Genomic DNA, 23,482 nt, shown 5'->3' with positions numbered 1-23,482 from the left:
GGCGTGACCCAGACGAGTTCCCCCATGGGCGCCTCCGCCCCCGAGCGCGACGGCGACGGCGGTGACCACGGCGAGAGCGCGGACATCATCGCCGCCGCGGCGGCTCGCGCCCGAGCCGGGGGCCTGGTCATCACCCCGACCGACACGGTCTACGGCATCGGCACCACCGCCGCCGACGCGACCGCCGTCGCGCGCCTCCTGGGCGCCAAGGGGCGCGGGCGCCGGATGCCCCCGCCCGTCCTCGTGGCGGGGCGCGACCAGCTCGACGGCGTCGTCGCCGATCCGTCCCCCGCCGCCCTCGCCCTCATGGACGCCCTCTGGCCCGGCGCCCTGACCCTCGTCCTCGCCGCTTCGCCGGCGCTGGCCTGGGACCTGGGGGAGACCGGCGGGACCATCGCCGTGCGCATGCCCGACCATCCCCTGACCCTGCCCCTCCTGCGCGCCACCGGCCCCATGGCCGTCACCAGTGCGAACCGCACGGGGGAGCCGCCGGCCACCGATGCCGCCAGCGCGAGGCTGGCCTTCCCCGGTCAGGTCACCGATGCCCCCGGCGCGCTCGCGGCCGAGGGCGGCCAGCCCAGCATCCTGCTCATCGATGGCGGGCCCACGCCCGGCCCCGTTCCCTCGACCATCGTCTCCCTGGCCGGCGACAACGCCACCAGGCCCCGTGTCCTGCGCGAGGGCCTCATCCCGGTCCGCCGGATCGAGGAGGTCCTCGAGCCCCTGCTCGCCGCCCAGGCGGGCCCGAGCGCGGCGCCCGAGCCGGCGCGGGAGGGCCGCGCATGAGGGTCTACCTGCTCATCCTGCTCATCGCCGCTGCGGCCACCTACATCTCCGTGCCGATCGTACGGCATATCGCCCTCGTCTCCCACGCGCTCACCCCCGTGCGGGACCGGGACGTCCACACCGCGCCGATCCCCCGGCTCGGCGGCGTCGCCATGTTCGTCGGCCTGGCCACCGCCATCGCCGTGGCCTCGCGCATCCCCTACCTCTCCAGCACGATCGACGCCAGTGCCGGGGCGGTGGTCATCGGCGCGGGACTCGTGTGCCTCCTGGGCGTCGTCGACGACCTGTGGGAGCTCGACTGGATGACGAAGCTCGCCGGCCAGATCCTCGCCGCCGGCGTCATGGCCTTCATGGGGGTCCAGCTCATCACCTTCCCCGTGGGGGGCCTGACCATCGGCTCCTCCCGGCTCTCCCTGGCCGCCACCGTGCTGGTCATCATCGTGGTCGTCAACGCCGTCAACTTCGTCGACGGGCTCGACGGGCTGGCCGCGGGGATCATCGGGATCGGCGCTACGGCCTTCTTCGTCTACGTCTACATCCTCACCAGGGCCACCAGCCCCCAGGCCTACACCTCGCTGGCCGCCACCATCATGGCCGCCCTCATCGGCGTATGCCTGGGCTTCCTGCCCCATAACTTCCACCCCGCCACGATCTTCATGGGCGACTCGGGCTCCATGCAGCTCGGACTCGTCTCCGCGGCGGGCACGATCATCGTCACCGGCCAGATCGACCCGGGCACGATCACCGGTTCCTCGGCCGTGCCCGTGTTCCTGCCCCTCATCCTGCCCGTCGCGATCCTCCTGATCCCCCTGACGGACATGCTCATGGCCGTCACCCGCCGGACCCTGGCGGGCAAGAGCCCCTTCCACCCCGACAAGCTCCACCTGCACCACCGGCTCCTCGCGGGCGGGCACTCGCATCGTCAGGCCGTCCTCACCATGTACCTGTGGGCCGCCATCGGATCCTTCTCCGTTGTGGCGCTCGCGATCCAGCCCTGGCCGCGCGTGGCCTGCGGCGCCCTCGCCGCCGTCGTCATCGCGCTGGCCCTGACCACCGACCTCATACCCGGCGTCGGTCCCGGGGCCAGGAAGCGCGCCCGCCACCAGGCCTCCCGAGCGCTCCGATCCGCGGCTCCCCGGAGGCTGCCCCACCCCCATGCGACCCCCGACCCCGCCGAGGAGTCCCAGGCCCCCGACGCCGTCCCCGCGGCAGGGGAGCGCCCGTGAGCGCGCCCGATGGAGCGGGGCGACCCACCGCCCGGACCTCCGAGGCGGCCTTCCGCGCAGCCGGGCGGCGGGTCGGCGTCATCGGCACCGCGCTGGCCGCCGCCTGCCTCGCCGCCGGGGCGGCCGGTGGTGGCCGGGCCCTGGCCGGTGCGGCCTGGGGCGCCGGCGCGGGCCTGGCCTTGACCGTCATCACCGCCGTCGCCCTGCTCGTGCCGTGGCAGCGCTTCCCCCTCATGGCCTCCGCCGGGGTCATGCTCTCCTTCGCAGCCAAGATCGCCGTCATGGCGGCAGTGGTCCTGCTGGCCGGGCCCCATCGGGAGGGGCTCTCCCGCCCATGGTTCCTCGCCTCCCTGGCGCTCATCCTCATCGTGGTGACCATCGTGGAGGTCGTGACCCTGGCGAGAGGGCGGGCCCTCACCATCGAGATCGCAGGGATCACAGGAAACGCGGAGATCACAGGGGTCTCGGAGTGCGCTGAGGGCGCCGATCCCGCGGCGCCGCGATCCGACGGCGCGGGCGACCGCCCCTGAGGCATCGTCGCCGATGCGACTGCCCCCCATGGAATTCGGCGGCCATGCTGCGCCCCGCCGATGCGAGATGACTGTCGTCGCACCGGGCGACGTGGAGTAGTGTGGTGGGCGCGATGCCGGTGAACGCCGCCCGCCGGGCGGGCGCCACCGGTGCCCTCGCCCTGATCGATCGCCCCGGACTGCCTTGAGGAGGCCATGTGCCAATGAGCGCGACTCTCGTGACCAGCGCGCTCGCGCCCGCCTCGCGGGAGGGTTTCGAGCCGCCGTCGATCTCCGACTTCTTCCCGGAGGGCTTCGCCTTCGTCGGCACGCCCTTCGAGATGAACCGCATCATGATGATCCGCCTCATCATGACCGGAGTCCTCGTGCTCCTCTTCGCGATCGGCGCCTCGCGGGCGCGCGTCGTGCCGGGGCGCTTCCAGGGCGCCTGCGAGATGCTCATCGACTTCGCCCGCGTCAACATCGCCGAGGAGATCATCGGCAAGCGCCGGGCAGCGCCCTACGTCCCGATCATCACCACGATCTTCCTGGGCGTGCTGTTCCTCAACATCTCCGGCGTCATCCCCGGGCTCAATATCGCGGCCACGAGCGTCATCGGTATGCCGATCGTCTTCGCCGTCGTCGCCTACATCGCCTTCACGTACGCGGGGATCAAGAACCACGGCGTCTTCGGATACCTGCGCTCCCAGGTGCTCCCCGGGGGCGTGCCCAAGGCGCTGTGGATCCTCATCATCCCCATCGAGTTCTTCTCGAACCTCGTCATGCGGCCGGTGACCCTGACCATACGACTCCTGGCCAACATGGTCTCGGGCCACTTCCTCCTGGCGCTGTGCTACGCGGCGACCAACGCCCTGTTCATCCACGCCACCGGGGCGCTCAAGGGCCTGGGGGCGCTCACCTTCGGGGCCTCGATCGCCTTCGTCCTCTTCGAAATCTTCGTCGCAGCCCTCCAGGCCTACATCTTCGCCCTGCTCACCGCCGTGTACATCGACTCCTCGATCAACACCCACTGATCGCTCCCGCAGCGACTATCTCCCGCCCATCGACGACCCGAACACCAGCAAGCCACCCGGGCCCACCCGGGGATGACGAGAACCCTCGTTCAGACTCTCAAGGAGAAGCAACATGACCGGATCCATCGCCACCATCGGCTTCGGCCTGGCCACCCTCGGCCCCGGCATCGGCATCGGCATCCTCGTCGGCAAGACGCAGGAAGGCACCGCTCGCCAGCCCGAGGTCGCGGGGGCCCTGCGCACCAATATGTTCATCGGCGCGGCCCTCATCGAGGCCCTCGGTCTGCTGGGCTTCGCCGCGGGCTTCGCCTTCTGATCGGCGACGGTCATCCCCATGGCCCCCGTCATGATCACCACCCTCGCCGCGGCCTCGGAGACGGCGTCGGGGGAGGAGAACAGCCTCCTCCTGCCCCACACCTATGACCTGGTCTGGGGCACGATCTCCTTCGCCATCGTGGCGCTGGTGCTCATCAAGTACGTCCTGCCCCGCTTCACGAAGGTCCTCGACGAGCGCACCGCGCGCATCGAGGAGGGCCTCGCCATCGCGGACAGGGCCAAGAAGGACCAGGCCGGCGCCGAGCAGCGGGCCGCCCGCCTCGTGGAGGAGGCGCGCCGCGAGGCCGCCTCCATCCGGGAGAAGGCTCAGAGCGAGGCCGCCTCCATCGTGGCCGCCGCCCGCGCCGAGGCCCAGGGGGAGGCGGGCAGGGCTCTTGACGCCGCCCAGCGCCAGATCCTCGCCGAGCGCCAGGCCGCCCAGATCTCGCTGCGCACGGAGGTCGGCCTGCTGGCCTCCACACTCGCCGAGCGGATCGTCGGCGAGCAGCTCAAGGACACCGAGCTGTCCAGCCGCGTCATCGATCGCTTCCTCGATGAGCTCGAGGCCGCCCCCGCGTCCCCGGGTGTCGACGGCGGCGCCTCCGTGGAGGAGCTCCGGTGAACGAGGGCACATCCGCGACCCGCGCCGCCACCCGCGCCGCATGGACCCCCGTCCTGCGCGACGCGGGCGCCTACGGCCAGGAGTTGGGGCAGCAGATCCTGGCCATGGCCCACGAGATCGCCGCGCACCCACTGCGCGGGCCGCTGACCGACCCCGGGCGGAGCGGCGAGGACAAGGCCGCACTCGCCTCCCGGCTCTTCTCCGGCCGCCTCGACGAGCGCGTTGTCGAGCTTCTGCGCGGCATGGCGCGCGGGCGCTGGTCCAAGCCCGTCGATCTCGTCTCCGCCCTGCATGACCTGGGCATCGAGGCGATCCTTGCCGGCGCCCACGCCGATGGCACCGTGGCCGACATCGAGCGGGAGGTCTTCGAGGCCTCGGAGATCATCGGCCAGGACCGCGAGCTGCGCGAGGCCCTGGAGCCCTCGTGGCGCACCACCGCCGAGCAGCGGGTGCGCCTGGCGGACGAGGTCTTCGGCCCGCACCTGTCCGCGCCCGCCATGAGCCTGGTGCGCTGGTGCGTTCGTCACCACGCCGAGGGCGGCCCCCGGCGCAACCTGCGCCGCGTCGTCGAGCGCGCCGCGGCCCTCCAGCACCGCACCATCGCCGACGTCGTCACCGCAGTCCCCATGACCAGCGCGCAGGAGGCCCGGCTGCTGGCCACCCTCACCAAGCGGCTCGGCACCGAGGTCGAGCTCAACACCTCGATCGACCCCGCCGTCATCGGCGGGGTGCGCATCGCCATCAAGAGCCACATCATCGACCACACCGTGCGCAGCGCCGTCGCCGACCTGCGCGCCCAGCTCGCGGGATGAGCCCCGTGTCCCACTACCGGATGCAGGCCGCCCCCACCGACTCAATGCTTCGCAAAGGAGACCAAAGATGGCAGAGCTGACCATCAAGGCCGAGGAGATCCGCTCGGCGCTCAGTGATTTCGCGCGGGCCTACAAGCCCGCGGAGGTCGCCGCCGAGGAGGTCGGCCACGTCATCTTCGCCGCCGACGGCATCGCCCACGTCGAGGGCCTGCCCGGCGTTATGGCCAACGAGCTGCTCACCTTCGAGGACGGCACCGCCGGATTGGCCATGAACCTCGACGAGCGCCAGATCGGCGTCGTCGTCCTGGGCGACTTCGCCGGCATCGACGAGGGCCAGACCGTGCGCCGCACCGGTGAGGTCCTGTCCGTCCCCGTGGGCGATGCCTTCCTGGGGCGCGTCGTCGACCCGCTGGGCCGCCCCATCGACGGCCTTGGCGAGATCGCCGCCGAGGGACGCCGCGCCCTGGAGCTCCAGGCCCCCGGCGTCATGGCCCGCAAGTCCGTTCACGAGCCGCTCCAGACGGGGCTGAAGGCCATCGACTCGATGATCCCCATCGGCCGCGGCCAGCGCCAGCTCATCATCGGCGACCGCAAGACCGGCAAGACCGCCATCGCCCTGGACACCATCCTCAACCAGAAGGACGCCTGGGAGACCGGCGACCCCGCCAAGCAGGTCCGCTGCATCTACGTGGCCACCGGTCAGAAGGGCTCGACCATCGCCGCCGTGCGCGCGGCCCTGGCCGAGCGCGGCGCGCTGGAGTACACGACCATCGTCGCCTCCCCGGCCTCCGACCCCGCCGGCTTCAAATACCTCTCCCCGTACACCGGCTCGGCCATCGGCCAGCACTGGATGTACGCCGGCAAGCACGTCCTCATCGTCTTCGACGACCTGTCCAAGCAGGCCGAGGCCTATCGTGCGGTCTCCCTCCTCCTGCGCCGCCCGCCGGGCCGCGAGGCCTACCCCGGTGACGTCTTCTACCTGCACTCGCGCCTGCTCGAGCGCTGCGCGAAGCTCTCCGACGACCTCGGCGCCGGTTCCATGACCGGCCTGCCGGTCATCGAGACCAAGGCCAACGACGTCTCGGCCTACATCCCCACCAACGTCATCTCCATCACCGACGGGCAGATCTTCCTGCAGTCCGATCTGTTCAACTCCGACCAGCGCCCCGCCGTCGACGTCGGCATCTCGGTCTCCCGAGTCGGCGGAGCGGCCCAGGTCAAGGCGATGAAGAAGGTCGCCGGGACCCTCAAGATCACGCTGGCGCAGTACCGCTCCATGCAGGCCTTCGCCATGTTCGCCTCCGACCTGGACGCCACCACCCGGGCCCAGCTGACCCGCGGCGAGCGCCTCATGGAGCTGCTCAAGCAGCCCCAGTTCACCCCCTACCCCGTTGAGGAGCAGGTGGTGAGCGTGTGGACGGGCACCAACGGGTACCTCGACGACCTCGAGGTGGCCGACGTCCTGCCCTTCGAGGCGGCCCTCCTGGACCACCTGCGCCGCAACTCCACCGTGCTCGCCACGATCCGGGACACCGGGCAGCTCTCCGAGGAGACCGAGGCCGAGCTGCGCGCCGCCGTCGAGTCCTTCCGCACCACCTACCTCTCCGGCGGGCGGATGCTCTCCGGCGAGGTCGCCGACGCGCAGGACGAGGTCGTCGCCGAGCGCACGAGCGAGCAGATCGTGCTCAAGAGGGGCTGACCCGTGGCAGGCAACCAGCGCGTCTACAAGCAGCGCATCCGGTCGACCCAGACCCTCCAGAAGGTGTTCCGGGCCATGGAGCTCATCGCCTCCTCCCGGATCGGTGCCGCGCGCCGCAGCGCCGCTGAGGCCGGGCCCTACGATCACGCGCTGAGCCAGGCCGTGGCCGCCGTCGGAACCTACTCCGGTCTCGACCACCCCATCACGCGCGAGCGCGAGGACACCAACCGGGTCGCGGTGCTCGTCGTCACCTCCGACCGCGGCATGGCCGGCGCCTACTCCGCCACCATCCTGCGCGAGTCCGAGCGGCTCATCGAGCACCTCATGGAGGACGGCAAGGAGCCGATCCTGTTCACCTACGGGCGCCGCGCGCAGAACTACTTCGCCTTCCGCGGCCGCACCGTGGAGTACTCCTGGACGGGGGATTCCGACCGCCCCAGCGCCGAGCACATCGAGGAGGTCGCCTCCCTCCTCCTCGAGTACTTCCTCGCCTCCGCCGACGCCGGGGGAGTGGCCGAGGTCCACATCGTCTTCACCCGCTACGTCTCCATGGTCTCCCAGGTGCCGGAGGTCCGCCGGATGCTCCCGCTGACGGTCGTGGACCTGGGCGGCCCGGGCGAGATCAACCGCGAGGACATCGCCGCCACCCAGGCGGTCCAGCTCTCCGCCATCAAGGGAACCCAGCCCCTCTACGAGTTCGTGCCCTCCACCTCCAAGGTGCTCGATGCGCTCCTCACCCGCTACGTGGGCTCGCGCATCCGCAACGCCCTGCTCCAGTCCGCAGCCTCCGAGCTGGCCAGCCGCCAGCAGGCCATGCACACGGCCACGGACAACGCCGAGGAGCTCATCACCACCTACACCCGGCTCGCCAACTCGGCTCGCCAGGCGGATATCACCCAGGAGATCTCCGAGATCGTCTCCGGCGCCGATTCCCTCGCCGCCGAATAGACCCACCGACAACCCCGGCGGCCCCGCCGCCCGCAAGACCCGACTCAACGTCAATAGGCATCGCAGACTCAGACATGGAAGAGCGCATCATGGATGACACCACCACCCAGGCCGCCCCGGACACCACCGAGGCGGGCCCCGGCACCGGCCGCGTCACGCGGATCATCGGCGCCGTCGTCGACGTCGAGTTCCCGCCGGACGCGATCCCCGCCATGTACAACGCCCTCAAGGTGACCATCCAGGCCACCAGTGAGGGCGAGGAGGCGCGCGAGATCACCCTCGAGGTCGCCCAGCACCTGGGGGACAACATCGTGCGAGCCATCTCCCTCAAGCCCACCGACGGGCTCGTGCGCGGCACCGAGGTCCGTGACACGGGCGCCCCCATCTCCGTGCCGGTCGGCGATATCACCAAGGGCCGCGTCTTCAACGTCACCGGTGAGGTCCTCAACCTCGCCGAGGGCGAGACCCTGGAGGTCACCGAGCGCTGGCCTATCCATCGCCAGCCCCCCACCTTCGAGCAGCTCGAGTCCAAGGAGCAGATGTTCGAGACCGGCATCAAGGTCATCGACCTGCTCACCCCCTATGTCCAGGGCGGCAAGATCGGCCTGTTCGGCGGTGCCGGCGTGGGCAAGACCGTCCTCATCCAGGAGATGATCCAGCGCGTGGCCCAGAACCACGGAGGCGTCTCCGTCTTCGCCGGCGTGGGTGAGCGCACCCGCGAGGGCAATGACCTCATCGTCGAGATGGAGGAGGCGGGCGTTTTCGACAAGACCGCCCTCGTCTTCGGTCAGATGGACGAGCCGCCGGGCACGCGCCTGCGCGTGGCGCTGTCCGCCCTGACGATGGCCGAGTACTTCCGCGATGTCCAGCACCAGGACGTGCTGCTGTTCATCGACAACATCTTCCGCTTCACGCAGGCCGGCTCCGAGGTTTCCACACTGTTGGGCCGCATGCCCTCGGCCGTGGGCTACCAGCCGAACCTCGCCGATGAGATGGGCCTGCTCCAGGAGCGCATCACGTCGGCCGGCGGCCACTCCATCACCTCCCTTCAGGCCATCTACGTGCCCGCGGACGATTACACCGACCCCGCTCCGGCCACGACCTTCGCGCACCTGGACGCCACCACTGAGCTGTCCCGCGAGATCGCCTCGCGGGGCATCTACCCCGCGGTGGACCCGTTGGCCTCCTCCTCGAGGCTGCTCGCCCCCCAGTATGTGGGCCAGGAGCACTACGACGTCGCCACCCGGGTCAAGTCCATCCTCCAGAAGAACAAAGAGCTCCAGGACATCATCGCCATCCTCGGCGTCGATGAGTTGAGCGAGGAGGACAAGGTCACGGTGGCCCGCGCCCGGCGCATCGAGCAGTTCCTGAGCCAGAACACCTACATGGCGGAGAAGTTCACCGGTGTGCCCGGCTCCACCGTGCCCCTGGCCGAGACCGTCGAGGCCTTCAAGCGGATCTGCGACGGAGACTACGACTCCTACCCCGAGCAGGCCTTCTACAACATCGGCGGCATCGAGGACCTCGAGCGCCGGGCCGCCGAGCTCGCCGGGAAGTGAGCGCCATGGCGCCCGCAGTGCTCACGGTCGAGATCGTCTCCCGCAACGCGGGCACGGCCTGGGAGGGCGAGGCCTCTCAGGCCTCCGTCCCGCTCGAAGACGGCGAGATGGGCATCCTGCCCGGGCACCAGCCGGTCCTGGCACTGCTGGGCACCGGGATCGTCCGGCTGACCACCGTGGAGGGGACGCCCGTCGAGGTGCCGGTCGCCAGGGGCTTCTGCTCCGTGGACCACAACACGATCACCGTGGCGGCCGATCTGGCGGGGGCGGAGGTCGCCGCCGCTGGGGCTCCCGGCGCCGAGGCCGTCAGCGCCGGCGGGCTGAGCGGCACGACGACGAGCGCGGAGTGACGATGATGGGGCAGGTGCTCGTGGTTCTCGCGCTGGTGGTCCTGCCCGTCGTCGTCCTCGCCATCTTCCTGACCCGGCTGCGCTCGATCGCCGGGCGCGTGGGCTCCTTCGAGTGCGCTCTGCAGCGGCCTGGAGGCATGGCCTGGACCTCCGGGCTCGCGCTGTTCACCGATAACTCCCTGCGGTGGTACCGGCTCGTCTCGGTGTCCCCTCGGCCCGCCGCCCACTGGGCCCGGGAATCGATCGAGCTCGGCCAGGCCGTGAGGCGCTTCGAGAACGGCAAGGTCCTCGAGGTCCCCTGCACCATCGCGGGCCAGCGCTACAAGCTGGCGATGCACGAGGCCTCCCACTCCGCCCTCGTCGCCTGGATGGAGTCGGCCGCCCCCACCCAGCCCACCCTCCTCTAATCCCCTGCACCAGCATCGGTGCATCGGTCGGGCGGTGCCGTTCGCACCCACTGGTGCGGGTAGCGCGCGCTGCTCGGTGCGCACGGCACCGCTCAGTGCGAGATGCGCGGGACACCTGGGGGAGCGCGGGAGGTGGACCGGTTTCGCTGCCGATATCGACCGGTCTCGGTGAGAGGGGGAGAGGGGCGTGACGCTGCTATGCGGGGGAGGGCGGGCTGCTGGGGGCCCGGGTGGCCCGCAGGGAGATGACATGCATGACATGCTCCATCGGCCCGCGGGCGAAGACGGCCAGCCAGGCCATCGCGAAGGCCGCCAGGATGCCCATCATGGTCATCAGCGGCCTGTTCGTCTGGGCGCTCATGAGGTCGAAGGCCCAGATCGCCACGATATGCGCGCTGTAGATCGTCAGCGACATCGATCCCATGGCGGCCAGCGGCGCGAGCGACCACCTCGCCCATGCCCCCGCCGAGGCCAGTAGTTGCAGCAGTGCGATGACTGTGACTGCCACTCCGCCGGAGCCCACGACCTCGAAGAAGCTGTTCGTGTGGGGCTTGGCCGACAGCAGCACCGGCCACTCGGAGGAGGCGCTGATCGCCTCGCCGTCGCCGCAGCTCGGTGTCTCGACGGCGACGGCCCGCTCGGCCTCGGGCTCCGGGCGCATATCGGAGCCGACGACGGAGGCAGCCCGGCTCATGGGAACGATGAGGTGGAAGGCGTCCGGCTCCTCCGCCCCCGCCGCGCGCGTGAGCACGTAAGCGCCGCCGTAGCCGAGCAGCGCGCACAGCACCCCGATCGCCGCGAGCCGGGCCAGGCGCCCGGTCCCACTGATCCCCATCCTCGCCAGCCCCATCCCCAAGAAGATGAAGGACATCCATACCGCGCCGGGGTAGACGCCTGTGACGAACAGGCCCAGGAGCGCCTCGGAGCCGTCGGAGACGGAGGGCCAGGGCTCCAGGTCCCCGCGCGCCATCGCCAGCGGAAGCACCTTGAGGACGAGCGGCCCGACGACGGCGGTCGCCGCCGCGGCGATGAGCAGCCTGCGGGCCCTCCAGTGGAGGACCGGCAGGGCCGCGGCGAACCAGGCCGCGTAGTAGCCCAGGATGATCGCCACCCCGGTGGCGAAGGTGATGAGCGCCCCGGCGACCGCCATGAGCAGCACCGCGCGCACGAGGATCCGCAGCCGCGTGCGCACGAGGCGCTCGCCCGCGTGGGGCGTCTTGCGCCCGGACATGATCCCGAGCGAGAACCCAGCGATGATCGCGAAGAGCACCGCGGAGCGGCCGTGCGCCAGGTTGAGCCAGCCCGGCAGCGTGTTGAGCCCGCAGCTCGTTATGCCCACATGGACGGCCGCCATGCCGAACAGCGCGAGGCCCCGAGCGGCATCGAGGCCGATGAGCCGATCCGGTCCGGCCGTCCCGGTGAGGTACGGCCCCCGGCGCAGGGGAAGGCGCCAGCTCGCCGGATCTGGGGCGGGGATGGGGGCGGGCGGTGCCGTGGCGCTCGTGCTGCTCATTCGTGGGACTCCTCAGGACTCGGCGAGCCTCGATCAACAGGCAGATCATCCCCCATCGCGGGCGAGTGCGCGGATCGGCTCGCCAGTCGAGGAGCCCCGCTCAGTGGCGGATGAGGGGGATCCTCGGAGGGGATCACGGGGACTCCTCTCGCGTCGCGGCTGGCCGGGGCGCTGTCGTGTCGTCCGCGACCGAGGTCGCCCGCTAGGGTGGGCCGGTGCGCGTCGTCATCGCTTCCTGCTCCGTCGATTACTCCGGCCGCCTGTCCGCCCACCTGGACCGTGCCAACCGCCTCATCATGGTCAAGGCGGACGGCTCCGTGCTCGTCCACTGCGACGGCGGCTCCTACAAGCCGTTGAACTGGATGAGCCCGCCGGCGCGCCTGACCGAGCTGGAGCCGGACGAGGAGGACCGCGAGGTCGGTGTCGTCGCCCGCTGGGAGGTCTCCTCCACCAAGACCGACGACCGCCTCGTCATCCGCATCCACGAGATCATCTCGGATGACTCGGTGGACCTGGGCCCCGAACCGGGCCTGCTCAAGGACGGCGTCGAGGCCCACCTCCAAGAGCTCCTCGCCGAGCAGATCGAGGTCCTGGGGCCCGGCCACCGCCTCGTGCGCCGCGAGTACCCCACCGCCATCGGCCCGGTGGACATCATGGCCAAGGACTCCACGGGGGCGAGCGTCGCCGTCGAGATCAAGCGCGTGGGCGGGATCGACGGCGTCGAGCAGCTCACCCGCTACCTCGACCTCCTCGGGCGCGACCCCCTGCTCGCCCCCGTGCGCGGGGTCTTCGCCGCCCAGACCATCAAGCCCCAGGCGCGCGTGCTCGCTGAGGACCGGGGCATCCGCTGCGTCGTCCTGGACTACGATGCGATGCGCGGCATGGACGACGTCGAATCGCGCCTCTTCTGATAGTGAGGTCCCCATGACCGCTCGCGCTCCTCGCAAGGCCCCTGTGGGCGGGCCCCTGCCCCGGCAGGCCTCGCTGCTGCGGATCGTGGCGCAGGGGCTCGTGCCCGCGACCGCAGCCCCGGATCCGGTCGATGCCGTGCGGCGCCAGCTCGCCATCCAGGGCCAGCAGGTCTCCGCCATCCCTCACGCCATCGCCTCGCGCACCGTTGCGCAGGTGGGGCGCGCGAGGATCGAGGAGGCCTTCGCCGCCCGCGAGCTCGTGCGCTCCTGGCCCATGCGCGGCACCGTCCACGTCACGACGGCGGTCGATCACCACTGGATGCGCCAGGCCCTCGTTCACCGCCTGTCCAACTGGATGCGCCTCGACGAGGAGCGCTTCGGGCACGGCTCGGCCGGCATGGAGCGCGCTGCGCGAGCGGCGTGGGAGGCGATCGACCGGGCAGAGGCCGCCGGGCGCCGGGGAGCCACTCGCGCCGAGATCGTCGAGGCATGGGACGACGACGGCGTCCTGCCCGATCTCATCGCCTCCGGTGCCCCGGAGGGCTACGCGAGGCGCCACCTCGTCGTCGGCCTCCACGCGATCGGCGCCCTCGTCCAGGGACCGCGCGAGGGCGGCGAGCACCTCATCATCGACGCCCGCCCCCTGCCCGGGGCCGAGAGCGGGCCGGGCGGTGGCGGGGGAGTCGCCAGGGGAGAGGCCGGCCACCGCGCCGCCCTCGCCGAGATCGCCCGGCGCTACGCCACCAGCCACGGTCCGATCACCGCCGAGGACCTCTCCCGCTGGACCACTCTGCCCAAGGGTGAGGCCGCCCGGGCGCTCGCTGATGCCGTTGAGATGACGAACGCCCAGGACTACACGGCCGACCCGGGCGCCGGCGCCGTGCCGCTGGCCCGGGCGGTGGCCTCGGGAGGGGCCCGAGGGAGCCTGCGGCTGCTGGGCGCGGGGGAGGATGCGCCGACCGGCACTGCCGTGCTGCACCTGCGCGCGGACCTGCCCGATCTGCTCGCCGCCAACCGCGAGGATGCCGAGCGGACGCTCTTCCTGGCCTCCTTCGATGAGCTCCACGTGGGCTACAGGGACCGCAGTTGCCTGACCGACGACGCCGGTGAGAGCCTCATCTGCCCCTCCATGAACGGGATGTTCCGGCCCCTGCTCGTGGACCGCGGGCGCGTGGTGGCGGTCAGGCCTGTCGGCGCGGGGTTGATCTGGGCCTCCGGAGTCCGGCGCTCGGCGCGCCTCGAGAGGGATGTGGAGCGGGCTGTGCGCCGCATCGAGGAGCGATTGGCCCGTTGACGCGACCAGCGCGGTCGCGGTTGTCTGATGTCTGGGTCTATGCTGCGAGCATGACCAGCGTCGCCACCGCCCTGCGCGGACGAGTCGTCACACCGGACGCCATCATCGACGACGGCCTCGTCGTCATCGCCGACCGCCATATCGCCTGGGTCGGGGAGGCCTCGGCGGCGACGGGCGCGGGATTCGGCGAGGCGCTCCAGGGCGCCGAGGAGGCCCCCGAGGGCGGTTACCTCCTGCCCGGCCTCGTGGACGTGCACTGCCATGGCGGCGGCGGCGAGTCGTTCCCCAACGCCACCGCCCCCGAGCAGGCGATGGTCTCCATCCTGGAGCACCGCCGCCACGGCACCACCTCCCTCGTGGCTTCCTGCGTGACGGCGGCCGCTGATGTCTTGAAGGAGCGCACCGCGGTCCTGGCCGGGCTGTGCGAGGCGGGCGAGCTCGCCGGCATCCACTTCGAGGGACCATTCGTCTCCGTGGAGCGCTGCGGGGCCCAGGACCCCACCTACATCATCGACCCCGATGCCCCGCTCACCCGCGAGCTCATCGAGCTGGGGCGCGGTCACGTGGTCACGATGACGATCGCCCCGGAGAGGCCCGGCATCACGGGCGACGAGGGCGTCAACGCGGCGCTCATCGAGGGCGGCGCCCTGCCCTCCTTCGGGCACACCGATTCCGGCGCCGCCCCCGTGCGGGCCGCCCTGGCCGACGCCGCCGCCCGCCTGGCGCAGCGGCACGAGGCTGGCCTGCCGGTGCGCTCCGGCCGCTCGACGGCGACCCACCTGTTCAACGGCATGCGGCCCATGCACCATCGCGCTCCGGGACCGGTGCCGGAGTTCCTGGCCGCCGCCCAGCGGGGCGAGTGCGTCCTGGAGATGATCGGCGACGGCACCCACCTCGACCCGGCCATCGTGCTCGACGTGTTCGAAACGGTCGGGCGGGACAACGTCGTCCTCGTCACCGACGCTATGGCCGCGGCCGGCATGCCCGATGGCGACTACGTCCTCGGCCCCCAGGCCGTCACCGTCTCCGGGGGCGTCGCCCGGCTGACCGGAAAGGACGCGATCGCCGGCGGGACGGCGCACCTGCTCGACGTCGTGCGCACCACCTGGAAGGGCGGGGTGGACCTGGTGGATGCCGTGTACGCGGCCTCTGTCCAGGGGGCGACGATCCTCGGGGACGCCAGTATCGGCGCGCTGCGACCGGGCCTATGGGCCGATGTGCTGGTCACCGACGCCGAGCTCACCCCCATGCGGGTCATGCGCCGAGGCGCCGACGTCGACCTCACCAACCCCCACGCCGCCTGACCCCTCCTATGAGCGAGACCGGTCGAAATGACGAGCGAGACCGGTCGCTATCAGGAGCGAAACCGGTTCCCGGACCGGTCTCGCTCCTATTTTCGACCGGTCTCGGTGGAGGGGGAGAGAGGGCGGGGAGTCATCCGGGCAGGCCCAGGAGGCGGCGGGCATAGATGGCCTGGCCGGAGTGCTGGGAGGCGTCGTCGATGATCGACACCAGGCGCACTCCGAGCGTCACCGGCGGCTCCCACGCCTCGTCGATGACATCACCGAGCCGCGCCGAGTCCAGCGACTCGAGGAACGCCGTGGCGGTCGTATAGACGGCGTCGAGGTAGTCCGTCAGCACAGACAGATCGGGAACCGTCACCCTCGCGGACTCCTCGGGCGCGTGCCGCCAATCCTCGGTGTCCTCGGGCAGGGGCAGGGCGAACCGCGCCGCGTGCCCGCCCGACGTCCACTCCGGCTCGCGACCCGCCAGGGGCGCGATCTGCAAGTCGATCGCCCGCGCCGTGTGCCAGGCGAGCCATGTGAGTGAATCGATCCGCGGCGCGAGGTCGTTGACCGGCCGGGCATTGGCCTGCTCAGCGCTCACACCTTCCAGGGCCCGGTCCAGGCGTTCGCGCGAGCGCCCCAGGGCATCGATCAGGAGCGATCTCAGCGCCCGCGCCTCCCGTTCCTCCTGCGACCCCCGTGTCTCAGCCTGGTCAGCCCCGCTCATGACAGTCTCCTCGCTCCATCGCCGTACCCGGTGCGCGCGGGTTCAGGATACGGCGTCGGTGCTCGTCACGACCACCCCGGCGGCCCTGGCCGAGAAGCCCGCATGGGCCTCTCCGCGCCTCCTCCGCCTCCGGGCCCCTCACCCGACCTCCGCGGTCAGGAGGGTCAGGCGAATACGACGGTCCGGTTGCCGTTGAGGAGAACACGGTGCTCGGCATGCCATTTGACGGCCTGCGCCAGCACCCGGCGCTCGACGTCCTGGCCCTTGCGCTGAAGCGCCACGGGGGAGTCGCTGTGCGAGGCGCGCGTGACGTCCTGCTCGATGATCGGCCCCTCGTCCAGGTCCGCCGTCACGTAGTGGGCGGTGGCGCCGATGAGTTTGACGCCGCGCGCGTGCGCCTGGTGGTAGGGCTTGGCTCCCTTGAAGGACGGCAGGAAGGAGTGGTGGATATTGATGACGTTGCCGCGCAGCCGCTCGCACAGGGACTCCGAGAGGATCTGCATGTAGCGCGCCAGCACCACGAGCTCCACGCCGAGCTCGTCCACGAGCTCCAGCAGCTCGGCCTCCGCGTCCGCCTTGGTCTCCTTGGTGACCGGGATGCAGCGGAAGGGGACGCCGTAGAACTCGGCGACGGGCCGCAGGTCCTCATGGTTGCCCACCACGCCCGCGACGTCGATCGGCAGCCCCTGGCTGTGAGCGCGGAAGAGCAGGTCGGTCAGGCAGTGGGCGTCCCTGCTCACCATGATGAGCGTGCGCAGGGGGCGATCCACCTCGCCCAGCTCCCATCGCATCGAGTAGGTCCTGGCGAGCTCGGCGAGGTCGGCCTCCAACTCCGAGCGGGGCACACGGGTGAGCACCGTCACGCGCATGAAGAACAGGCCGGTCTCCTCATCGCCGAACTGGGAGGACTCGGTGATGTTCCCACCGCGCCGGGCCAGTGCCCCCGTGACCGCGTGGACGATCCCGGGGCGGTCCGGGCAGGACAGGGTGAGTACGAGATGGGCGGTGGGGGAGGGGGCCGACGGCGTGGCGGGAGCCGTCGCGGGCGTGGTCGCGGGAGCAGTCATGAGCGCAGCCTACCCAGCCCCGCCGCGTGTCCCCCGATTCGAGGCCGTCGTAGCGCAGCGCCCCGCCCCCAGCGCGCTGAGCCCGACGACGGTGTTCCCACAGCGCCGACGCCGCAGCTGTGATGACGCAGACAACGACTCCTCGGTCCCGGCTCCTGGCGCGCGCCGTCCTTCCCCTCCGCCCCGCACCGGGTCAGGGCGGGCCGTCCCGGCGCCGACGGTCCCGCCATCGCACTGCGGCGAGGACCGCCCACGTCGTGATGATGAAGGGCCAGGTGTAGATCGGAATCGGCGCGAGGGCCAGCCCCCATTCGACAATGACGGTCAGTGCGCTCGCGATGAGCGCGACCATCCATGAGCGCGCGCCGTCCTTCAGGAATACGGCGGCGATGGCGATCGCCGTCAGTACGGGGGAGTACCCGTCCAGTCCCTTGTGGGCCGCATCGGCGCCGGAGGCGAGGTCGCACATGATCGTGCCGACAGCGGCCCCCAACAGCGCGGCTGTGGCGACCCGCCGGCCTGCGACGAGCAGCCCGACGAGAATGATCAGCCCCGCGATCCATGATGGTGCGAGCACCACCTCGGCGACGGAGGTGAGCACGCCCTCGGCCAGCAGCACGACGACGCTCTCGTCGGAGGCGGCACTACCGGCGTGCGGGGTAGGGGCGATCGAGCCCACCAGCATGGTCATCAGCCCGCTGATGACGCAGAAGGGGGCGGTGAGCACTGGCAGGCCTGAGCGGTCGCAGACCGTGGCGAGAAGGCGGCTGATGGCGGGGCAGGCCGCGGCGCCGACGGTGGTGACGAGCGTGGCGGGCCATGTGGCCGAGAGCGTCGACCAAGCCGCCAGCCCAACGAGGGCGCCGTTGTACCCCTGCAGGCCCGCCTCCAGCGGCAGCCCGAGTGAACGGGCCGCTACCGTGGCGATGACGGTGCCCAGTAGCGCTTGGAGCGCCATGAGCGGGCAGTGGACGGTGATCCCCGCGAGGATGAGCATCCCGGTCCACGCGCGGGGCTGGAGGAAGATCTGCCCCAGCCCGAGGGCGATGGCATGCCCGGCGCCGAGCACTTGGGGCAGCAGGGCTGCGGCCTCGGTGGGGGATGCGGTTGCGGCGGACATGGCTCGGTCCTTCCTGATGGTCTGGTGGGGACGCCTCCTCGGGCGGCCCAGGGCAGAGCGGGGGTCAGTATTTGCGCAGTACGAGTGGGGAGGCTCCCAGCCACTCGCGGCGCACGAGGGCGTCAACGCCCAGCAAGAGGGCCGTGATCGTTCCCGTGTCGTGGCCGAGCACTCGCACGAGCATCCCGGGGCCCTCGATGCGGGTGACGGCGGCGCGCACACCGGCGCCCACGTTGGCCAGCAGCGCGCGGACCCGCTCGATGATCCCGTCGTCAGTCCTCTGCCCGATGACGGTCAGGGAGCCCACATGGCTGTGTCCCTCCAGGAGCCCCAGGGCGCGCATGTCGCCGTCGGCGGGTTCCAGGCGCAGGTTGTCGAGCAGGACGGGCGAACCGGCGATGTCGACGCGCGTGCGCAGGCGCACGCTGTCGTAGCCGAAGGCGGACCCGTCGGGCGCCCATCCGGGTGTGACGACGTCGAGGCTGATGAGGATCGCGGAGGGCGCCATGGTGACATGGGTTGTCTGCTCGTAAGCGGCGCCCCGGTAGGCGATGAGCTGGTCCGGGATGATCTCGAGGACGGCTCCCTCACCGAGGACGGCCTCGGTGCGCTGGCGCGCGCGATTCCCCGGTGTGCGGTAGACCTTCGTGGCCGCCTGGGTGGTGAGCAAGAGGCGCGCGCCGTCGTCGACCACGACATCCGTGAAGTAGGTGTCGCCGCCCAGGTAGCCGCCGCCCGGGTTGACCATCACATAGGTGACCTGCGAGCTGTCGTCGAGGTACATGGGACGGATGACGCGCAGGGCGCCGCGGTGGTGCTGCCGTGTCGCGACGGAGCGGTTGCCGCGCGAGCCCACGGCGAGGTGCAGTTCGCCCGTGGGCTCAACCGGCCAGGACGGGGGAGGAACCGCCCAGGCCCGATCACTCCCACTCACCGCTCGAGGTCCGTCATGAGCACGTCGTGACGGATCCAGTCCAGTACGGCACCCAGGCCCTCGTCGGTCTTGAGGTTGGTGAAGCAGAATGGCTTGTTCCCGCGGAAGGTCCGCGAGTCCGCCTCCATGACGGAGAGGTCCGCCCCGACGTAGGGGGCGAGGTCGGTCTTATTGATGATGAACAGGTCCGACTTGATCATCCCCTGCCCGGCCTTGCGGGGGATCTTCTCCCCCTGGGCGACGTCGATGATGTAGATCGAGAAGTCGACGAGTTCGGGGGAGAAAGTCGCCGAGAGATTGTCTCCGCCGGACTCGACGAAGACGATCTCCAGATCCGGATGCCTCCCGACGAGCTCGGCGATGGCGGCGTCGTTCATCGACGTATCCTCGCGGATCGCCGTGTGGGGGCAGCCCCCGGTTTCCAGGCCGATGATGCGATCGTCGGCCAGGACGCCGTTCTTCGCGAGGATCCTGGCGTCCTCGATCGTGTAGATGTCGTTGGTCACGGCGGCCATCGAGACCTCGTCGATCATGGCGCGGGTGATGCGCTCGATGAGCTGGGTCTTCCCGGCGCCGACGGGGCCCCCGACGCCGATGCGCACAGGGCCTGTCCCCGAAGCGGGGGTGGTTCGCGCCGGGGCGGCTGATGAGGGGGCTGAAGATCCGGGCATGGGGTTCTCCTAGATGATGGCGGATGCTGTTGAGGATGGGGCCGCGTGCGCGGGGGCGGACGGCTAGGACATGAACATGCGCGCGCGCTGATGCTCGTGGCGCATCTGAGCGATCTCGATCCCCGGGGCCGTCGCGCCGAGCTCGTCGGCCTCCAGGGACAGGGCCGTCCTGACGGCTTCGCGCACCTGATCGCGCACAGTGGCGATGGAGCGCTGGCCCGCGTCCTGCCCCAGGGGGACGGCTCTGACGGCGTTCTGGGTCAGCGAGATGACGCTGGACTGCAGATAGCTCGCCATCAGGGCCCCGATGGGCGCGTTCAGGGCGTGGCCGACGAGCGCGAGGACGACAGCGGGGTGCCCCGAGCAGGCGCCCGAGATGACATCCATCGAGTACCCCTCCAGGGCGCCGCGCGCCTGGGGGACGCTCGCCAGGGCGATGGCGAGCATGCGCCGCCCCATCGTTCTGCCCGCCTCGCGCACCTGCCGGGGAATGGCCTGCGCGCGCAGGAGCAGGTCGATCTGCCGCAGTCGCGCGGTGCTCCCATCGAGAGCCGCCTCATGGGCCAGGCGCAGGCCCAGGGCATCCGAGTAGGTGAGCTGGGTGGCGATGAGAACGCGCAGCCAGGCCACGAAGGACTCCTCGTCGTGGATGATGCCCTCGCTGATGTAGGTCTCCATGCCGAGCGAGTGCGAGAAGGCGCCTGTGGGAAGCGCTGAGTCGCACAGCTGGGCGAGAGGGAGGAGCCACCCGGGCACGGCGCCCTCCGGCGCCGTGCCCGCCGCCGGGTCAGTGAGTGTGCTCGGCATGGCGGAAGGGGACTCGCATGGCGCGCTGGAGGCGGATGTGGGGGACCCCGATGCGCTCGAGGTAGTGCTCCGCCGTGTGGTCGTACTGGATGACCATGACGCCGTCGTGGCCCCCCAGCCCCTCGAAATCCTCCTCCGGCCCGAAGAACTGGGCCGGTAGATGGCGGTTGCCGAGGTTGTGCGCGACGACGCCCATCTGCTCGATGGTGGTCGGCGCGATGACGAGGACATCCGTGGATTCCAATTCGACGACGATCAGGCTTCGCTCGTCGCGCGCGAGGATGTCCCCCGCGCGCAGATCCGCGGCCCCGGGGGCGAGGCGGATGCCCAGTTCCCGGCCATGGTCGGTCCTCACCCGTTGGATGCGCCGGGTGAGATCGGACAGGGGCATGCGCACGCGCTCGATGTGGCAGGAGTCCAGCTCCTCGGGCGACAGGGAGCCGATGGAGCCGACGATCTCAGTGATGATCATCCGGGCCCTCCTCAGAACAGGAAGTAGCGCTGGGCCATTGCGAGGACTTCGGCGGGCTCGCAGCCGATGCGCTCCCCGTCGACCGTGACCTCGTAGGTCTCCGGGTCGACGGCGAGAGCGGGCATCCGGTCGTTGAAGGCCATGTCCGCCTTGCTCAGCGCGCGCACGCCGTGGACGGCGCGCACCTCGCGGCGCAGGCCGAGGGAGGCGGGTACGCCGGCATCGATCGCCGCCTGCGACATGAAGGTGATCGAGTTGGAGGCCGGGGCACTGCCCTGCGCACCGAACATGTCACGCATGAGTCTCGGTTCAGGGGTGGGGATCGATGCATTGGCGTCGCCCATAACCGCGCTGGCGATCTGACCCCCCTTGAGGACCATCGCCGGCTTGACGCCGAAGAACTGGGGCTCCCACAGGACGAGGTCGGCCCACTTGCCCACTTCGATGGAACCGACGACATCGCCGATGCCGTTGGCGCGGGCAGGGTTGATCGTGTACTTCGAGACGTAGCGCTTGATGCGCAGGTTGTCCTCACCGGCGGGGTCGCCCGCGAGGCGGCCACGGGCCTTCTTCATCTGGTCCGCCACCTGCCAGGTGCGGAGGATGACCTCGCCGACGCGCCCCATCGCCTGGGAGTCGGACGAGGTCATCGAGAAGACGCCCATGTCGTGCAGCACATCCTCGGCCGCGATCGTCTCGGGGCGGATGCGCGAATCGGCGAAGGCGACATCCTCGGGGATCGAGGGGTTGAGGTGGTGGCACACCATGAGCATGTCGAGATGCTCCTCGGTGGTGTTGCGCGTGTACGGCAGCGTCGGGTTCGTCGACGACGGCAGGATATTGGGGTACTGCGCCAGTGCGATGATGTCCGGGGCGTGGCCGCCGCCGGCGCCCTCGGTGTGGAAGGTGTGGATGACCCTCCCGGCGATGGCGCGCCGGGTGTCCTCCACGAAGCCGCACTCGTTGAGCGTGTCGGTGTGGATGGCGACCTGGACGTCGTACTCATCCGCGGCCTTGAGGGCCTCGTCGATGACGGCATGGGTGGCGCCCCAGTCCTCGTGGATCTTGAAACCGCAGGCACCGGCCTCGAGCTGCTCGACGAGGGGGCCCCGCGCCGAGGCATGCCCCTTGGCGAGGTAGCCGATGTTCATCGGCCAGGACTCGGCGGCCTGGAGCATCCGGGCCAAGTGCCATGAGCCGGGAGTGATCGTGGTGGCGTTCGTGCCGTCCGCAGGGCCGGTGCCGCCCCCGATCATCGTCGTCACACCGGAGGCCAGGGCCGTTCCCACCTGGCTGGGGGAGATGAAGTGGATATGGGAGTCGATGCCGCCAGCGGTGAGGATGCGGTGCTCGCCGGCGATGATCTCGGTGGAGGCGCCGATGACGATGTCGATGCCATCGCTGATATCCGGGTTTCCCGCGGCTCCGATGGCCTGGATGACGCCGTCGCGCAGCGCGACATCGGCCTTGTAGATGCCCGTATGGTCGATGATGATGACGTTGGTGATGACGGTGTCCGGTATGTCGTTGGAGCGCGTGAGGCGGCCGTTGTGCCCCATCCCATCGCGGATGACCTTGCCGCCCCCGAAGACGGCCTCATCGCCGTGGTTGGTCAGGTCGCGCTCGATCCTGGCGAACAGGTCAGTGTCGGCCAGGCGCACGGCGTCGCCGGTTGTGGGGCCGTACAGGGCCACGTACTCCTCGCGGCTGAGTGCCTTGCTCATGGTTCTGCCTCCTTCGCCCGTCAGTCGTCGGCCTGATCGAGGGAGCCATTGGTGCGCCCGGCCAGACCATGGACCTCGCGCGCGCCGGCCAGTGCGACGAGTCGGACGGTGCGCGCGTCCCCCGGCTCGAAGCGCATCGCGGTTCCGGCGGGGATGTCGAGCCGGAAGCCGCGGGCGGCCTCGCGATCGAGGGCGAGGGCGGGGTTGACCTCGGCGAAGTGGAAGTGCGACCCCACCTGGACGGGGCGGTCGCCGGTGTTGATGACTGCCAGCTCGACGGTGGGACGGCCCTCGTTGATCGTGATGGGGCCATCGGCCAGTCGGTACTCTCCTGGGATCATCGGCCTCTCCTTCACCGGATCGGGTCGTGGACGGTGACGAGCTTGGTCCCATCCGGGAATGTCGCCTCGGCCTGGACGGAGTGGATCATCTCCGCGACACCCTCCATGACGTCGTCGCGTGTGAGCAGGGTCGTCCCATAGGACATGAGCTCGGCGACGCTGCGCCCGTCGCGGGCGCCCTCGAGGATCTCGGCGGTGATGTAGGCGACCGCTTCGGGATGGTTGAGTTTGAGGCCCCGCTCCTTCCTGCGACGGGCGAGGTCGGCGGCGACGACGATGAGCAGCTTCTCCTGCTCCCTGGGCGTCAGATGCATAGTCCCTCCCGGGTTGCGGACGACCGGACGGTCC

At 70.8% G+C, this 23,482-nt stretch carries 26 protein-coding genes; 15 read left to right on the top strand and 11 right to left on the bottom strand.

All coding sequences use genetic code 11. From position 1 onward, the window contains the following. The first annotated feature begins 3 nt into the window (after nt 1–3). The 12 genes from B1H50_RS00610 to B1H50_RS00555 all read left to right on the top strand — a co-directional run bounded on the left by B1H50_RS00610 (nt 4) and on the right by B1H50_RS00555 (nt 10,267). Nucleotides 4–786 (top strand): L-threonylcarbamoyladenylate synthase, encoded by a 783-nt coding sequence (locus B1H50_RS00610; protein WP_229657882.1) that lies wholly within the window; start codon nt 4–6, stop codon nt 784–786. Continuing rightward, nucleotides 783–2,012: an MraY family glycosyltransferase gene (locus B1H50_RS00605; RefSeq protein ID WP_080461865.1), complete on the top strand. Its 1,230-nt coding sequence runs from the start codon at nt 783–785 to the stop codon at nt 2,010–2,012. Before B1H50_RS00610 ends, B1H50_RS00605 begins: the two co-directional genes overlap by 4 nt. Beyond that, the gene (locus B1H50_RS00600) at nt 2,009–2,542 is read left to right on the top strand and encodes a hypothetical protein (protein WP_229657883.1); all 534 of its coding nucleotides are present in this window, start codon (nt 2,009–2,011) and stop codon (nt 2,540–2,542) included. The genes B1H50_RS00605 and B1H50_RS00600 overlap by 4 nt, the downstream gene beginning before the upstream one ends. A 203-nt stretch (nt 2,543–2,745) precedes the next feature. Next, complete coding sequence (gene atpB, locus B1H50_RS00595; protein ID WP_080461864.1) at nt 2,746–3,555, top strand: F0F1 ATP synthase subunit A; 810 nt, start codon at nt 2,746–2,748, stop codon at nt 3,553–3,555. 112 nt (nt 3,556–3,667) lie between these two features. Further along, a complete protein-coding gene (gene atpE / locus B1H50_RS00590) occupies nt 3,668–3,871 on the top strand; it encodes an ATP synthase F0 subunit C (RefSeq protein ID WP_073451362.1) in 204 nt (67 codons plus the stop codon). Between the two features lie 18 nt (nt 3,872–3,889). Continuing rightward, entirely contained in the window at nt 3,890–4,492 is a 603-nt protein-coding gene (locus B1H50_RS00585) for a F0F1 ATP synthase subunit B (RefSeq protein WP_080461863.1), read from the top strand. Continuing rightward, a complete protein-coding gene (locus B1H50_RS00580; protein WP_080461862.1) occupies nt 4,489–5,304 on the top strand; it encodes a F0F1 ATP synthase subunit delta in 816 nt (271 codons plus the stop codon). The genes B1H50_RS00585 and B1H50_RS00580 overlap by 4 nt, the downstream gene beginning before the upstream one ends. A gap of 67 nt (nt 5,305–5,371) precedes the next feature. After that, nucleotides 5,372–7,003, top strand: coding sequence for a F0F1 ATP synthase subunit alpha (gene atpA, locus B1H50_RS00575; protein WP_080461861.1), 1,632 nt, complete (start codon nt 5,372–5,374; stop codon nt 7,001–7,003). 3 nt (nt 7,004–7,006) lie between these two features. Then, the gene (locus tag B1H50_RS00570) at nt 7,007–7,951 is read left to right on the top strand and encodes a F0F1 ATP synthase subunit gamma (RefSeq protein WP_080461860.1); all 945 of its coding nucleotides are present in this window, start codon (nt 7,007–7,009) and stop codon (nt 7,949–7,951) included. Between the two features lie 89 nt (nt 7,952–8,040). Beyond that, a complete protein-coding gene (atpD, locus tag B1H50_RS00565; RefSeq protein WP_080462062.1) occupies nt 8,041–9,510 on the top strand; it encodes a F0F1 ATP synthase subunit beta in 1,470 nt (489 codons plus the stop codon). A gap of 5 nt (nt 9,511–9,515) precedes the next feature. Further along, nucleotides 9,516–9,860 (top strand): F0F1 ATP synthase subunit delta/epsilon, encoded by a 345-nt coding sequence (locus B1H50_RS00560; RefSeq protein WP_080462063.1) that lies wholly within the window; start codon nt 9,516–9,518, stop codon nt 9,858–9,860. A 2-nt stretch (nt 9,861–9,862) separates the two neighbouring features. Next, nucleotides 9,863–10,267, top strand: a complete 405-nt coding sequence (locus B1H50_RS00555) for a DUF2550 family protein (protein ID WP_080461859.1) — start codon at nt 9,863–9,865, stop codon at nt 10,265–10,267. A gap of 196 nt (nt 10,268–10,463) precedes the next feature. Here the strand turns inward: B1H50_RS00555 and B1H50_RS00550 are convergent, their stop codons facing one another. Further along, entirely contained in the window at nt 10,464–11,780 is a 1,317-nt protein-coding gene (locus tag B1H50_RS00550; RefSeq protein ID WP_080461858.1) for a DUF418 domain-containing protein, read from the bottom strand. 215 nt (nt 11,781–11,995) lie between these two features. On the opposite strand from B1H50_RS00550, the gene nucS reads away from it, so the two are divergent. The 3 genes from nucS to B1H50_RS00535 are packed head-to-tail and all read left to right on the top strand — an operon-like array spanning nt 11,996 to nt 15,289. Continuing rightward, nucleotides 11,996–12,691 (top strand): endonuclease NucS, encoded by a 696-nt coding sequence (gene nucS, locus B1H50_RS00545; protein WP_080461857.1) that lies wholly within the window; start codon nt 11,996–11,998, stop codon nt 12,689–12,691. 13 nt (nt 12,692–12,704) lie between these two features. After that, nucleotides 12,705–13,985 (top strand): DNA glycosylase AlkZ-like family protein, encoded by a 1,281-nt coding sequence (locus B1H50_RS00540; RefSeq protein ID WP_080461856.1) that lies wholly within the window; start codon nt 12,705–12,707, stop codon nt 13,983–13,985. 50 nt (nt 13,986–14,035) lie between these two features. Continuing rightward, on the top strand, nt 14,036–15,289 hold the full coding sequence (locus B1H50_RS00535; protein ID WP_080461855.1) for an N-acetylglucosamine-6-phosphate deacetylase: 1,254 nt from the start codon (nt 14,036–14,038) through the stop codon (nt 15,287–15,289). 130 nt (nt 15,290–15,419) lie between these two features. Here B1H50_RS00535 and B1H50_RS00530 read toward each other — a convergent pair whose 3' ends face one another. From B1H50_RS00530 to B1H50_RS00485, 10 genes are all read right to left on the bottom strand, one after another. After that, a complete protein-coding gene (locus B1H50_RS00530) occupies nt 15,420–15,998 on the bottom strand; it encodes a DinB family protein (protein ID WP_080461854.1) in 579 nt (192 codons plus the stop codon). A 164-nt stretch (nt 15,999–16,162) separates the two neighbouring features. Beyond that, a complete protein-coding gene (gene purU / locus B1H50_RS00525; RefSeq protein ID WP_080461853.1) occupies nt 16,163–17,065 on the bottom strand; it encodes a formyltetrahydrofolate deformylase in 903 nt (300 codons plus the stop codon). Between the two features lie 193 nt (nt 17,066–17,258). Then, nucleotides 17,259–18,185 carry an urea transporter gene (locus tag B1H50_RS00520; RefSeq protein WP_080461852.1) on the bottom strand — a complete coding sequence of 309 codons (927 nt, stop codon included), beginning with the start codon at nt 18,183–18,185 and terminating at the stop codon, nt 17,259–17,261. 64 nt (nt 18,186–18,249) lie between these two features. Beyond that, nucleotides 18,250–19,119, bottom strand: coding sequence for an urease accessory protein UreD (locus B1H50_RS00515; protein WP_080461851.1), 870 nt, complete (start codon nt 19,117–19,119; stop codon nt 18,250–18,252). After that, nucleotides 19,116–19,790, bottom strand: coding sequence for an urease accessory protein UreG (gene ureG, locus B1H50_RS00510; protein WP_080461850.1), 675 nt, complete (start codon nt 19,788–19,790; stop codon nt 19,116–19,118). The genes B1H50_RS00515 and ureG overlap by 4 nt, the downstream gene beginning before the upstream one ends. Before the next feature lie 63 nt (nt 19,791–19,853). Continuing rightward, entirely contained in the window at nt 19,854–20,597 is a 744-nt protein-coding gene (locus B1H50_RS00505) for an urease accessory protein UreF (RefSeq protein WP_080461849.1), read from the bottom strand. Next, nucleotides 20,578–21,069: an urease accessory protein UreE gene (ureE, locus tag B1H50_RS00500; protein WP_080461848.1), complete on the bottom strand. Its 492-nt coding sequence runs from the start codon at nt 21,067–21,069 to the stop codon at nt 20,578–20,580. Before ureE ends, B1H50_RS00505 begins: the two co-directional genes overlap by 20 nt. Before the next feature lie 11 nt (nt 21,070–21,080). After that, complete coding sequence (ureC, locus tag B1H50_RS00495; protein WP_080461847.1) at nt 21,081–22,793, bottom strand: urease subunit alpha; 1,713 nt, start codon at nt 22,791–22,793, stop codon at nt 21,081–21,083. Between the two features lie 20 nt (nt 22,794–22,813). Then, nucleotides 22,814–23,134 carry an urease subunit beta gene (locus tag B1H50_RS00490; protein ID WP_080461846.1) on the bottom strand — a complete coding sequence of 107 codons (321 nt, stop codon included), beginning with the start codon at nt 23,132–23,134 and terminating at the stop codon, nt 22,814–22,816. An 11-nt stretch (nt 23,135–23,145) separates the two neighbouring features. Next, nucleotides 23,146–23,448: an urease subunit gamma gene (locus B1H50_RS00485; RefSeq protein ID WP_080461845.1), complete on the bottom strand. Its 303-nt coding sequence runs from the start codon at nt 23,446–23,448 to the stop codon at nt 23,146–23,148. Nucleotides 23,449–23,482 lie beyond the last annotated feature (34 nt).

The sequence above is a fragment of the Actinomyces gaoshouyii genome, assembly GCF_002072175.1.
In the GTDB taxonomy this organism is placed as follows: domain Bacteria; phylum Actinomycetota; class Actinomycetes; order Actinomycetales; family Actinomycetaceae; genus Actinomyces; species Actinomyces gaoshouyii.
This window is presented reverse-complemented; position numbering and strand designations above follow the sequence as displayed.

Excerpts from the sequence above, each read along its gene's own strand:
- B1H50_RS00605 (WP_080461865.1), top strand. The coding sequence starts at position 783 with ATGAGGGTCTACCTGCTCATCCTGCTCATCGCCGCTGCGGCCACCTAC.
- atpB (WP_080461864.1), top strand. The coding sequence starts at position 2,746 with ATGAGCGCGACTCTCGTGACCAGCGCGCTCGCGCCCGCCTCGCGGGAG.
- atpE (WP_073451362.1), top strand. The coding sequence starts at position 3,668 with ATGACCGGATCCATCGCCACCATCGGCTTCGGCCTGGCCACCCTCGGC.
- B1H50_RS00585 (WP_080461863.1), top strand. The coding sequence starts at position 3,890 with ATGGCCCCCGTCATGATCACCACCCTCGCCGCGGCCTCGGAGACGGCG.
- atpA (WP_080461861.1), top strand. The coding sequence starts at position 5,372 with ATGGCAGAGCTGACCATCAAGGCCGAGGAGATCCGCTCGGCGCTCAGT.
- atpD (WP_080462062.1), top strand. The coding sequence starts at position 8,041 with ATGGATGACACCACCACCCAGGCCGCCCCGGACACCACCGAGGCGGGC.
- B1H50_RS00560 (WP_080462063.1), top strand. The coding sequence starts at position 9,516 with ATGGCGCCCGCAGTGCTCACGGTCGAGATCGTCTCCCGCAACGCGGGC.
- B1H50_RS00555 (WP_080461859.1), top strand. The coding sequence starts at position 9,863 with ATGATGGGGCAGGTGCTCGTGGTTCTCGCGCTGGTGGTCCTGCCCGTC.
- B1H50_RS00550 (WP_080461858.1), bottom strand. The coding sequence starts at position 11,780 with ATGAGCAGCACGAGCGCCACGGCACCGCCCGCCCCCATCCCCGCCCCA.
- B1H50_RS00540 (WP_080461856.1), top strand. The coding sequence starts at position 12,705 with ATGACCGCTCGCGCTCCTCGCAAGGCCCCTGTGGGCGGGCCCCTGCCC.
- B1H50_RS00535 (WP_080461855.1), top strand. The coding sequence starts at position 14,036 with ATGACCAGCGTCGCCACCGCCCTGCGCGGACGAGTCGTCACACCGGAC.
- B1H50_RS00530 (WP_080461854.1), bottom strand. The coding sequence starts at position 15,998 with ATGAGCGGGGCTGACCAGGCTGAGACACGGGGGTCGCAGGAGGAACGG.
- purU (WP_080461853.1), bottom strand. The coding sequence starts at position 17,065 with ATGACTGCTCCCGCGACCACGCCCGCGACGGCTCCCGCCACGCCGTCG.
- B1H50_RS00520 (WP_080461852.1), bottom strand. The coding sequence starts at position 18,185 with ATGTCCGCCGCAACCGCATCCCCCACCGAGGCCGCAGCCCTGCTGCCC.
- ureG (WP_080461850.1), bottom strand. The coding sequence starts at position 19,790 with ATGCCCGGATCTTCAGCCCCCTCATCAGCCGCCCCGGCGCGAACCACC.
- B1H50_RS00505 (WP_080461849.1), bottom strand. The coding sequence starts at position 20,597 with ATGCCGAGCACACTCACTGACCCGGCGGCGGGCACGGCGCCGGAGGGC.
- ureE (WP_080461848.1), bottom strand. The coding sequence starts at position 21,069 with ATGATCATCACTGAGATCGTCGGCTCCATCGGCTCCCTGTCGCCCGAG.
- ureC (WP_080461847.1), bottom strand. The coding sequence starts at position 22,793 with ATGAGCAAGGCACTCAGCCGCGAGGAGTACGTGGCCCTGTACGGCCCC.
- B1H50_RS00490 (WP_080461846.1), bottom strand. The coding sequence starts at position 23,134 with ATGATCCCAGGAGAGTACCGACTGGCCGATGGCCCCATCACGATCAAC.
- B1H50_RS00485 (WP_080461845.1), bottom strand. The coding sequence starts at position 23,448 with ATGCATCTGACGCCCAGGGAGCAGGAGAAGCTGCTCATCGTCGTCGCC.